General features: G+C 41.1%; 11 protein-coding genes and 1 pseudogene. All 12 read left to right on the plus strand.

Annotated elements, in window-relative coordinates:
• Positions 1-719: LPXTG cell wall anchor domain-containing protein (locus HT691_RS07615; RefSeq protein WP_172921942.1), on the plus strand; the 719-nt coding region annotated here is incomplete at its 5' end.
• Between the two features lie 336 nt (positions 720-1,055).
• Entirely contained in the window at positions 1,056-1,406 is a 351-nt protein-coding gene (gene tnpB, locus HT691_RS07620; RefSeq protein ID WP_023934214.1) for an IS66 family insertion sequence element accessory protein TnpB, read from the plus strand.
• Positions 1,400-1,474: pseudogene (locus HT691_RS07625) on the plus strand (transposase); the annotation flags it as partial. The gene tnpB and the pseudogene HT691_RS07625, both read left to right, overlap by 7 nt.
• A 235-nt stretch (positions 1,475-1,709) precedes the next feature.
• Positions 1,710-2,987 (plus strand): ABC transporter permease, encoded by a 1,278-nt coding sequence (locus HT691_RS07630; RefSeq protein ID WP_101514760.1) that lies wholly within the window; start codon positions 1,710-1,712, stop codon positions 2,985-2,987.
• Positions 2,988-3,113: 126 nt separating this feature from the next.
• Positions 3,114-3,761, plus strand: coding sequence for an ABC transporter ATP-binding subunit Vex2 (gene vex2, locus HT691_RS07635; protein WP_000173719.1), 648 nt, complete (start codon positions 3,114-3,116; stop codon positions 3,759-3,761).
• 55 nt (positions 3,762-3,816) lie between these two features.
• Positions 3,817-5,196, plus strand: a complete 1,380-nt coding sequence (vex3, locus tag HT691_RS07640) for an ABC transporter permease subunit Vex3 (RefSeq protein WP_023939017.1) — start codon at positions 3,817-3,819, stop codon at positions 5,194-5,196.
• A gap of 297 nt (positions 5,197-5,493) precedes the next feature.
• The gene (locus tag HT691_RS11100) at positions 5,494-6,564 is read left to right on the plus strand and encodes a LysM peptidoglycan-binding domain-containing protein (RefSeq protein WP_191995534.1); all 1,071 of its coding nucleotides are present in this window, start codon (positions 5,494-5,496) and stop codon (positions 6,562-6,564) included.
• A complete protein-coding gene (locus HT691_RS07645; protein WP_345890406.1) occupies positions 6,561-7,193 on the plus strand; it encodes a CAP domain-containing protein in 633 nt (210 codons plus the stop codon). The genes HT691_RS11100 and HT691_RS07645 overlap by 4 nt, the downstream gene beginning before the upstream one ends.
• The gene (locus HT691_RS07650; protein ID WP_172921850.1) at positions 7,156-7,917 is read left to right on the plus strand and encodes a hypothetical protein; all 762 of its coding nucleotides are present in this window, start codon (positions 7,156-7,158) and stop codon (positions 7,915-7,917) included. The genes HT691_RS07645 and HT691_RS07650 overlap by 38 nt, the downstream gene beginning before the upstream one ends.
• Before the next feature lie 279 nt (positions 7,918-8,196).
• Positions 8,197-8,853 (plus strand): response regulator transcription factor VncR, encoded by a 657-nt coding sequence (gene vncR / locus HT691_RS07655; protein WP_023934212.1) that lies wholly within the window; start codon positions 8,197-8,199, stop codon positions 8,851-8,853.
• On the plus strand, positions 8,850-10,178 hold the full coding sequence (gene vncS, locus HT691_RS07660) for a sensor histidine kinase VncS (protein ID WP_023934210.1): 1,329 nt from the start codon (positions 8,850-8,852) through the stop codon (positions 10,176-10,178). Before vncR ends, vncS begins: the two co-directional genes overlap by 4 nt.
• Before the next feature lie 140 nt (positions 10,179-10,318).
• Positions 10,319-11,200 (plus strand): class II fructose-bisphosphate aldolase, encoded by an 882-nt coding sequence (locus tag HT691_RS07665; RefSeq protein WP_001019001.1) that lies wholly within the window; start codon positions 10,319-10,321, stop codon positions 11,198-11,200.
• Positions 11,201-11,533: the final 333 nt, after the last annotated feature.

Here is an 11,533-nt window from a genome sequence, read left to right on the forward strand (position 1 = left end):
ATACAGATGGCGATGGCTTCACAGATAAAGAAGAAGTAGAAAAAGGAACAAATCCGAAAGATCCAAACTCGAAACCAGAATCTAAACCAGTAGGTGCATCAACTAAGGATTCAGATAGTGTTAAAGATCCATCAGTAACATCGGTTAAAGATCCAAGCAACTTGACTGATGCAGAAAGAGCTAAGGTAGCCGAAGAAGTTAAGAAATCTAACCCAACTGCAACAGATGTTAAAGTAGGTAAAGATGGAACAATAACTGTAACCTTCCCAGATGGCTCAACAGCAGTAATTCCAGCAGCTAAAGCAGTTGAGAAAGCTAAAGATGCAGATAGTGTTAAGGATCCGTCAGCAACACCAGTTAAAGATCCAAGCAACTTGACTGACGCAGAAAAAGCTAAGGTAGCCGAAGAAGTTAAGAAATCTAACCCAACTGCGAAAGATATTAAGGTAAACAAAGACGGATCAGTAGTTGTAACCTTTGAAGATGGTACTACATCTGTTATTCCAGCAGATAAGACAGTCAAGAAATCAGATAGTTCAGTAGCAGTTAATCCAGCTACCAACCAAGATTCACCTGCTCAAGCACCAGCTGAGAAAGCAGGAGCGAAAGAATTGCCAAATACTGGTACAGAACAATCTAGCGCTTCACTTGCTCTAGCACTTCTTGCAGCAGCAACAGGGGGACTCCTTATCGCGAAAAAGCGCAAGGAAGAAGAGTAAGAAATTACTTTGATAAAATAATTCATAGGATAAACATTCTGTAAATTTAACGAAAATAGATTGGAACACTATGTTCTAGTCGCCCCCAAAAGGATAGCATCTCCGAGAGGAGATGTTATCCTTTTTTTACTAGTGAATCAAATGATATAGTGGATTGAATTTATAATAGTACGGTAAGCGCGTCATAACAAGGTATCTATCATTCATGGAGTTCCTCCTGTATACTATTCGTAAAGTAAAACTATTGGAAGATATTTTAATGCCACAACCTATTGTTCCTGTAGAGATTCCACAATCTCGAAATGATAGAAGAGCTTTTGGATAAGGTGTTGCTCTATGACAATTCATCTATCTAGCCTAGGGCAGGTCTATCTCGTGTGTGGGAAAACGGATATGAGGCAAGGCATTGATTCACTGGCTTATCTCATTAAAACCCACTTTGAATTAAATCCCTTTTCAGGTCAAGTCTTTCTCTTTTGTGGTGGACGTAAAGACTGCTTTAAATCCCTTTACTGGGATGGTCAAGGATTTTGGCTACTATATAAACGCTTTGAGAGCGGCAGACTGACTTGGCCCAGTACAGAAAAGGATATCAAAGCTCTCACGCCTGAACAAGTAGACTGGCTTATGAAGGGCTTTTCTATCACTCCCAAAATAAATTCATCAGAAAGTCGTGATTTCTATTGAAAGACGGGCATCTGGTCCTTTCCAATAATCTAGCTGAACGCGCTATTAAATCATTGGTTATGGGACGGAGTAAAAGAGTCCAGTGGACTCTTTTAGCCTAAGAAAAACGTGGACTGATTTTGTGTTTGGATTATGACCTTGAACGACATGCTTTAAAAGTTAGTTGAACCGCCGTATGCCGAACGGCACGTACGGTGGTGTGAGAGGGACTAGAGATTATCCCCTACTCGATATTTTTTTTCGTATTTCATAAACATTTCATATTTGGGTTTTATAATAGTCTTACAAATATGGAGGTGACAAATGAATCCAATCCAAAGAGCTTGGGCTTATGTCAGCAGAAAACGACTGAGAAGTTTTATTTTATTTCTGATTTTATTGGTCCTATTGGCTGGAATTTCAGCCTGTTTGACGCTGATGAAGTCCAACAAAACAGTGGAAACCAATCTTTATAAATCACTCAATACATCTTTTTCTATTAAGAAGATAGAAAATGGTCAGACTTTCAAGTTGTCGGACTTATCATCCGTGAGCCAGATTAAGGGACTGGAAAATGTTTCTCCTGAACTCGAGACGGTCGCAAAACTAAAAGACAAGGAAGCGGTGAGTGGTGAGCAGAGCGTGGAGCGTGATGATTTGTTAGCTGCAGACAAAAACTTGGTTAGTTTAACAGCTCTTGAGGATTCATCTAAGGATGTAACCTTTACTAGCTCGGCCTTCAACCTAAAAGAAGGGCGACACCTTCAAAAAGGGGATTCCAAGAAAATCCTGATCCACGAAGAGTTGGCTAAGAAGAACGGTCTTTCGCTTCATGACAAGATTGGCTTGGATGCTGGTCAGTCTGAATCTGGAAAAGGACAAACAGTAGAGTTTGAGATTATCGGCATCTTTTCTGGTAAAAAACAAGAGAAATTCACAGGCTTGTCTTCTGACTTCAGTGAAAATCAAGTCTTTACAGATTATGAAAGTAGCCAAACCCTTTTGGGCAATAGTGAAGCTCAAGTCAGTGCAGCACGCTTCTATGTAGAAAATCCTAAGAAAATGGACGGACTCATGAAGCAGGTAGAAAACTTGGCCTTGGAAAATCAAGGCTACCAAGTCGAAAAGGAAAACAAGGCTTTTGAACAAATCAAAGACTCAGTGGAAACCTTTCAAACCTTCCTGACCATCTTCCTTTATGGGATGTTGATAGCAGGAGTAGGGGCCTTGATTTTGGTCTTGTCTCTCTGGTTGAGAGAAAGGGTCTACGAAGTGGGGATTTTACTAGCACTTGGAAAAGGCAAGAGCTCGATCTTCCTACAGTTCTGTTTAGAGGTAGTTTTGGTATCTCTTGGTGCCTTGCTTCCAGCATTTGCTGCAGGCAACGCCATCACATCCTACCTACTCCAAACTCTACTAGCAAGTGGAGAGCAGGCAAGCTTACAAGACACGCTAGCCAAAGCAAGCAGTTTATCAACCAGCATCCTATCTTTTGCAGCATCCTATGTTTTTCTAGTTCTGCTTAGTTGCTTATCTGTAGCCCTTTGTTTCCTATTCTTATTTAGAAAAGCGCCGAAAGAAATTTTATCATCTATTAGTTAATACTCTTTGAAAATCTCTTCAAACCGCGTTAGCTGTATCTGCAACCTCAAAGTTGTGCTTTGAGCAACCTACAGCTAGCTTCCTAGTTTGCTCTTTGATTTTCATTGAGTATAAGAAGGAGAAATCATGACTTTATTACAATTACAAGACCTTAACTACCGTTATAAGAACACTGCTGAGGCAGTCCTATATCAGATCAATTATCATTTTGAACCTGGGAAATTTTACAGTATTATTGGGGAGTCAGGAGCGGGGAAATCCACTCTCTTGTCCCTACTTGCTGGTTTAGATAGTCCTGTTGAAGGTTCGATTCTTTTCCAAGGAGAGGATATTCGTAAGAAGGGGTATTCCTACCATCGTATGCACCATATTTCCCTGGTATTTCAAAATTATAACTTGATAGATTATCTTTCTCCACTGGAAAATATCCGCTTGGTCAACAAAAAGGCAAGCAAGGATACACTGCTTGAGCTTGGTTTAGATGAAAATCAGATCAAGCGGAATGTTCTCCAGTTATCAGGTGGTCAACAGCAACGTGTTGCCATTGCTCGCAGTTTGGTCTCAGAAGCTCCAGTTATTCTAGCTGATGAGCCAACAGGAAATCTGGATCCTAAAACTGCTGGAGATATTGTCGAACTGCTCAAATCACTTGCCCAGAAAACAGGTAAATGTGTCATCGTCGTAACCCACAGCAAAGAAGTGGCACAAGCATCAGATATTACACTTGAGTTGAAAGATAAGAAACTGACTGAAACTCGAAATACTACGAAATAATACGAACTTTTTCTGTTCAAACTATAAAATAGAATAAAATCTAGAAAGGGAATCTATGTTACACAACGCATTTGCCTATGTTACAAGGAAGTTTTTCAAATCGATTGTCATCTTCCTGATTATTCTCCTCATGGCGAGCTTGAGTTTGGTCGGCTTGTCAATCAAGGGAGCTACTGCCAAGGCTTCTCAGGAGACCTTTAAAAATATCACCAATAGCTTCTCCATGCAAATCAATCGTCGCGTCAACCAAGGAACGCCTCGTGGTGCTGGGAATATTAAGGGTGAAGACATCAAAAAAATCACCGAAAACAAGGCCATCGAGTCTTATGTCAAACGTATCAACGCTATCGGAGATTTGACTGGATATGACCTCATTGAAACGCCAGAAACCAAGAAGAATCTCACTGCTGATCGTGCCAAACGTTTTGGAAGTAGCTTGATGATTACAGGTGTCAATGACTCCTCTAAAGAAGACAAGTTTGTCTCTGGTTCTTATAAACTAGTCGAAGGAGAGCACTTAACCAACGACGACAAGGATAAAATCCTCTTGCACAAGGACTTGGCAGCCAAACACGGCTGGAAAGTAGGGGACAAGGTTAAACTGGACTCTAATATCTACGATGCAGATAATGAAAAAGGAGCCAAGGAAACAGTTGAAGTGACAATCAAGGGACTCTTTGATGGTCATAATAAGTCAGCAGTAACCTACTCACAAGAACTTTACGAAAACACAGCTATTACAGACATTCACACTGCTGCAAAACTTTATGGATACACAGAAGACACAGCCATTTATGGGGACGCAACCTTCTTTGTAACAGCAGACAAGAACTTGGATGATGTTATGAAAGAGTTGAATGGCATCAGTGGTATCAACTGGAAGAGCTACACACTCGTCAAGAGCTCCTCTAACTACCCAGCTCTTGAGCAATCTATCTCTGGTATGTACAAGATGGCCAACCTCCTCTTCTGGGGTAGCTTGAGCTTCTCAGTTCTCCTCCTTGCCCTCTTGCTCAGCCTTTGGATCAACGCCCGTCGCAAGGAAGTGGGAATTCTCCTCTCTATCGGCCTCAAGCAGGCAAGTATCTTGGGTCAATTCATCACCGAATCTATCTTGATTGCTATCCCTGCTCTCGTTTCTGCTTACTTCCTAGCTAATTACACTGCCCGTACAATTGGGAACACTGTCCTTGCCAATGTGACTTCAGGTGTTGCCAAACAGGCTAGTAAGGCGGCTCAAGCCTCTAACCTTGGTGGTGGTGCAGAAGTAGATGGCTTTAGCAAGACCTTATCGAGCCTAGACATTTCTATTCAGACATCAGATTTTATCATCGTCTTTGTCCTTGCCTTGGTTCTAGTGGTGGCCGTTATGGCGCTTGCTTCAAGCAATCTCCTTAGAAAACAACCAAAAGAGCTTTTGCTGGATGGTGAATAATACGGATGCTAGACTGAAAAATGAGGCTAGCAACTGAAAGTTTTAAAATGATACATGAAGCAGAAAGCAGTGGTGAAAATCATTGCTTTCAGTTGCTTTCTTTGTACTTTAGTGTTAAATATGATATACTAAAGTTATGGAATTTATTAGAAAGGGGTTTCGCAACTTATATATGGAATTGTGCATAAAAATCTATAGATAAATCTGTAGAAGCCTATCCATATCGCAAACATAGGCTAGTAGACCTAGGCAGGGTCTACCTTGGAAAATATAGAATAGTGAGGAAAAATAAATATTATGAGACAAACAAATGTTAGAGGAAGCTTATCCCTCCGTGGTTTTAGAAAATTAAGAACGGGTGCAATTGTTGCGACAGGTGTGATTCTACTGGGGCTAGGCTTTTTAGCTCCAACTGTATCAGCCAGTGAACAAGATGGTGTTTGGGTAGCCAGAACAGTTGAGGAAGTGAAAGCTGATATTCTAAATATAGACAATTTATCACACTACACAATTAAGTGGGGAGATACATTGAGTGCTATTAGTGGGGCAACAGGGCTATCTGTTGATAGTTTGGTTGAGATAAATCGTATTGCAAATAGAGATTTGATTTTTGCTAATAATAAATTGTATTTTAGCGAAGAGGCTTTTCTAAAAGATGGAAATACAGAAGTAAAAAGACAGCGAGTGTCGATTGATAATTCTGGTAGTCGTCAAAGTTATGAAGTTGAAACAAAAACAGATACTGTAACTGGTGAACAAAGGACTACTGTTAAACAAACGACACCAGTAGCTGTGGAAATCCCAGCGGCGTCAGCAGAGAAAGCTGAAGAGTCAGTATTGCCGGCATCGAAATCAGAAACCTCAGTCTCAGTTGCGCCAAAAGCCGAAACAAGATCAGAAACTTTACATGCTCCATCTGCAGATACTACAATTGAATCAGGGAACTCAACTGAATCAAGTCCAGTAGTAGACAAGGCCCTTTCAAATATAGGGACAACAAATCAACCTGTAGTTTCAAATCCAAGTTCTGAAGCGCCAGCACCGAAAGTGGAAGAGCCAATGGTATCAGAACCAAAATCGGAAGAACCAGCGACCCCAGCACCAAAAGTGGAAGAACCAGTGTCACCGGCGCCAAAAGCGGAAGAACCAGCAACACTGGCACCAGAAGTAGAAGAGCCAGCGACCCCAGCACCGAAAGCGGATGAGCCAACGGTATCAGAACCAAAAGCAGAAGCACCCGTATCTCCAGCACCGAAAGTAGAAGAGCCAACGGTATCAGAACCAAAAGCAGAAGCACCAGAGTCACCAGCGCCAAAAGCAGAAGAGCCAATGGTATCAGAACCAAAATCAGAAGCACCTCGGAAGTGAGTCAAGCATCTGCTGGCAATGTTTTGGTGGGAATCAAAGGAGAATTTTTAACACCAGATCAACAAGCTATCTTAGATTCTCTTAATAAGATTCGTAAAGAGGCTTTTGAGGAGAAATTAGTAGATAAGTATGTTCCGATTAAGTGGTCAACACAACTGGAAAAAACGGCTCTTATGAGAGCTGCTGAGTCTTCTATTACGAATGCCCATGCTCGTCTCTCTGACAAAAATATTTGGACAGCTTTTCCGACTGGTACTAGAACATTTGGAGAAAACTTGGCGTGGAATTATAAAGGATTTGCAGAGGCGATTAAGCAATGGTACTCAGAAAAAGCCGATTATATTAAAAAATCAAAGGGTGAGACAGTTGCAGGTCAAACTGGTCATTATAAATCATTGATAAATCCTCTATATACTTATACAGGTCTTGGTGCATTTAATAACCCTCGTCATGAACATCACTGGATTACTGTTGCACAAATTTTAGGAGATAAGGTCGACTCGGAGGCTTTAGTTGGACAGTATGGGCCAGCAATTCAAGAAGCAGAGGTGACAGAATCTCAACTTTCCTCATTTAAAACAAAAGCTGATATTGTCGAAAACATATCTGATAGAAGAGACAAACAGTAAAGATGTTAATTCACAGGAAGCGTCTTCAGAAACAAGAGATGTAACATCGCACGGTAACGGAGCAACAGAGGAAGCAAAGACTGTAGAATCTACGGAAAGCACAGAGAAAAGTCAAGTAGAACCAGCTGAAAACACATCAGCTACGGATATGGCAGAAACAGGAAAAACATCTGTAGCTCCATCATCAGACTCAGAAAAAGTATTGACCACCACAGAAGAAACTGGAGAAGCGACTTCGTCTGATTCTAACTTAGTAAATTCACAAGAAAATAATTCTGAGACACAAGATGGAACAACAAATGCCACATCAGAAGAATCGTCAGAGTCAAAAGAAGCATCAGTTACCTCTGAAAGTGAGTCAACAGACACACAACCATCTGTAGAAGTAGGAACAGAAGAAACACTAGCTCCAAAAGACGCAGGAACAACAGTAGAAGCTGAAGAAGTTGTAACACCAGCTCCTCAAAAGGTCAAAGTCAATGTTTTTTATAACTTTGATAAAATGAAAGATATTGCAGGTTTTCTAGGAGATATCAATGGAACTCCTCTTGAAATCGCGGAAGGTTCAACAGATGATGAAGTAAAAGTGGCAGTCAAGAGCCAAGTTGATGCTAAGAAAGAAGAGTTGCGCAAACACGGCTATACTTTCAAAGAGGACTATGTCTATCAAGCTAATGGGAAAGATTATAACTACGTTGTAACATTTTCAAAAGCAGCTAAATAATTTTCATTCTATAGAGAGTGAAATGCAAGCAGAGAGAGCGATAGGCTCTCTTTGTTTTATCTAGTGGTCAGTTGCTTACAGACAAAAGGCCAATAAGAGGCTATAATAGAAAATAGAGTAGGTAGTTATTCTAATACTCTTCGAAAATCTCTTCAAACCACGTCAGCTTCCATCTGCAACCTCAAAACAGTGCTTTGAGCAACCTGCGGCTAGCTTCCTAGTTTGCTTTTTGATTTTTATTGAGTATAAGAAAAATAAAAAATAGAGAGCAGTTAAAGTATGAAAATTTTAATTGTAGAAGATGAAGAGATGATCCGTGAGGGGATCAGTGATTATTTGACGGATTGTGGTTATGAAACCATTGAGGCGGCGGATGGTCAGGAAGCCTTAGAAAAATTTTCCAGCTATGAAGTAGCCTTAGTTTTACTGGATATCCAGATGCCAAAGCTCAATGGCTTAGAAGTCCTAGCGGAAATTCGTAAAACCAGTCAGGTTCCTGTTTTGATGTTGACTGCCTTTCAGGATGAAGAATACAAGATGACTGCCTTTGCTTCGCTAGCAGATGGCTATCTGGAAAAGCCCTTCTCCCTCTCCCTCTTAAAAGTGAGGGTGGATGCGATTTTCAAGCGCTATTATGATACGGGAAGAATCTTTTCTTACAAGGATGCCAAGGTGGACTTTGAAAGCTACAGTGCAAGCCTCGCAGGTGAGGAAGTAGCTATCAATGCCAAAGAGTTAGAAATTCTTGATTATTTGGTGAAAAATGAAGGCCGGGCCTTGACTCGTTCTCAGATTATCGATGCCGTCTGGAAAGCGACAGATGAGGTTCCCTTTGACCGTGTTATTGATGTTTATATCAAGGAATTGCGGAAAAAGCTAGACTTGGATTGTATCCTCACTGTGCGCAATGTTGGTTATAAATTGGAGCGAAAATGAAACGAACAGGTTTATTTGCAAAGATATTTATCTATACCTTCTCGATATTTAGTGTTCTGGTTATCTGCCTTCATTTAGCTATTTATTTTCTTTTTCCTTCGACTTATCTGAGTCATCGTCAGGAAACCATTGGTCAAAAGGCAACAGCCATTGCCCAGTCCCTAGAAGGGAAAGATAGGCAGAGTATCGAGCAAGTGTTAGACTTGTATTCCCAGACTAGTGATATCAAGGGGACCGTCAAAGGTGAGATGACCGAGGACAAGTTAGAAGTCAAGGACGGTCTTCCTCTGGACACAGACCGCCAGACAACTTCCCTCTTTATCGAGGAGCGCGAGGTGACAACGCAAGACGGTGGTACCATGACCCTGCAATTTCTAGCTTCCATGGATTTGCAAAAGGAAGCAGAGCAAATCAGTCTCCAGTTTCTTCCCTATACCTTGCTGGCCTCCTTTCTGATTTCCCTCTTGGTAGCCTACATATATGCTCGGACTATCGTTGCCCCGATTTTGGAAATCAAGCGAGTAACCCGTCGGATGATGGATTTGGATGCCCAAGTGCGATTGCGTGTGGATTCCAAGGATGAGATTGGTAATCTTAAGGAACAAATCAATAGCCTTTACCAGCATCTTTTGACTGTCATTGCAGATTTGCATGACAAGAATGAAGCCATTCTCCAGCTGGAGAAGATGAAGGTCGAATTTTTGCGAGGGGCTTCTCATGAATTGAAAACACCACTGGCTAGCCTCAAAATCCTAATCGAAAATATGAAAGAAAATATTGGTCGTTATAAGGATAGAGACCAATATCTGGGAGTTGCCTTGGGGATTGTGGATGAGCTCAATCACCATGTTCTGCAGATACTTTCCCTCTCTTCTGTGCAGGAGTTGCGAGATGATAGGGAAGAAATTGACCTCCTCCAGATGACACAAAGTCTGGTTAAGGATTATGCCTTGCTCGCCAAGGAAAGAGAGCTCCAGATTGACAATAGTTTGACCCATCAGCAGGCTTATCTAAACCCATCAGTTATGAAGTTGATTCTTTCTAATCTCATCAGCAATGCCATCAAGCACTCTGTTCCAGGTGGCTTGGTTGGCATTGGAGAAAGAGAAGGGGAACTCTTTATCGAGAATAGCTGTAGCTCAGAAGAGCAAGAAAAACTAGCCCAGTCTTTTTCTGATAATGCTAGTCGCAAGCCCAAAGGGTCTGGGATGGGACTCTTTGTGGTCAAGAGTCTATTGGAACATGAAAAATTAGCTTATCATTTCGAGATGGAGGAGAATCGTTTAACCTTCTTCATAGCTTTTCCAAAAGTCGCCCAAGACTAGAGATAGAAAGGGTTTACATGGATGAAGCTAGAAGAAATTCAATTGAAACTACGGGAAAAACTAGATTTTTTTGTCAAAAAGTGATAAAATGAACAATGTAAATGGGGTGACCCATAAAAATATACAGGAGGCCTGATAAAATGGCAATCGTTTCAGCAGAAAAATTTGTCCAAGCAGCTCGTGACAACGGTTATGCAGTTGGTGGATTTAACACAAACAACCTTGAGTGGACTCAAGCTATCTTGCGCGCAGCAGAAGCTAAAAAAGCTCCAGTTTTGATCCAAACTTCAATGGGTGCTGCTAAATACATGGGTGGTTACAAAGTTGCTCGCAACTTGATCGCTAACCTTGTTGAATCAATGGGTATCACTGTACCAGTAGCTATCCACCTTGACCACGGCCACTACGAAGATGCACTTGAGTGTATCGAAGTTGGTTACACTTCAATCATGTTTGACGGTTCACACCTTCCAGTTGAAGAAAACCTTAAATTGGCTAAAGAAGTTGTTGAAAAAGCACACGCTAAAGGTATCTCAGTAGAAGCTGAAGTTGGTACTATCGGTGGTGAAGAAGACGGAATCATTGGTAAAGGTGAATTGGCTCCAATCGAAGACGCTAAAGCAATGGTTGAAACTGGTATCGACTTCTTGGCAGCTGGTATCGGTAACATCCACGGTCCTTACCCAGCAAACTGGGAAGGTCTTGACCTTGATCACTTGCAAAAATTGACAGAAGCTCTTCCTGGATTCCCAATCGTATTGCACGGTGGATCAGGTATTCCTGATGAGCAAATCCAAGCAGCTATCAAACTTGGTGTTGCCAAAGTTAACGTTAACACAGAATGCCAAATCGCATTCGCTAACGCAACTCGTAAATTTGCTCGTGACTACGAAGCAAACGAAGCAGAATACGACAAGAAAAAACTCTTCGACCCACGTAAATTCTTGGCTGACGGTGTAAAAGCTATCCAAGCATCAGTTGAAGAACGTATCGACGTATTCGGTTCGGAAGGTAAAGCTTAATCTAGCTGAATAATACAGATGAAACCTACCCATTGGGTGGGTTTTTTGATTTCAAGCTACTCGTTTTGGTATAGTAAACTGAATCTAGACTAGCACAATGCTGCTTCTATAGCATTTTGAAACTGGAATAGGACGCCATGACTGCTAAAAGATTTCTATAAATTCATTTGATTTTCCTAATCAATTTGTTCGTATCCTATTTTATTCCACTATAAAATATTCTTATCAATTGATTTGAATGCCAAAATTCCATCGCTCCGGTCTTATTTTATCTGGCTATAAAAAACTCTCCTGGGAAATCCCAGGAGAGTATGATTATGGCTTCAAGCCAGT

This window comes from Streptococcus sp. 477, from assembly GCF_013277295.1.
Taxonomy (GTDB): Bacteria; Bacillota; Bacilli; order Lactobacillales; family Streptococcaceae; genus Streptococcus; species Streptococcus pseudopneumoniae.

What these genes read in the sequence shown, in the direction of transcription:
- vncS (WP_023934210.1), top strand. Translation starts at nt 8,850, where the DNA reads ATGAAACGAACAGGTTTATTTGCAAAGATATTTATCTATACCTTCTCG.
- vncR (WP_023934212.1), top strand. Translation starts at nt 8,197, where the DNA reads ATGAAAATTTTAATTGTAGAAGATGAAGAGATGATCCGTGAGGGGATC.
- vex3 (WP_023939017.1), top strand. Translation starts at nt 3,817, where the DNA reads ATGTTACACAACGCATTTGCCTATGTTACAAGGAAGTTTTTCAAATCG.
- tnpB (WP_023934214.1), top strand. Translation starts at nt 1,056, where the DNA reads ATGACAATTCATCTATCTAGCCTAGGGCAGGTCTATCTCGTGTGTGGG.
- vex2 (WP_000173719.1), top strand. Translation starts at nt 3,114, where the DNA reads ATGACTTTATTACAATTACAAGACCTTAACTACCGTTATAAGAACACT.
- HT691_RS07630 (WP_101514760.1), top strand. Translation starts at nt 1,710, where the DNA reads ATGAATCCAATCCAAAGAGCTTGGGCTTATGTCAGCAGAAAACGACTG.
- HT691_RS07665 (WP_001019001.1), top strand. Translation starts at nt 10,319, where the DNA reads ATGGCAATCGTTTCAGCAGAAAAATTTGTCCAAGCAGCTCGTGACAAC.
- HT691_RS11100 (WP_191995534.1), top strand. Translation starts at nt 5,494, where the DNA reads ATGAGACAAACAAATGTTAGAGGAAGCTTATCCCTCCGTGGTTTTAGA.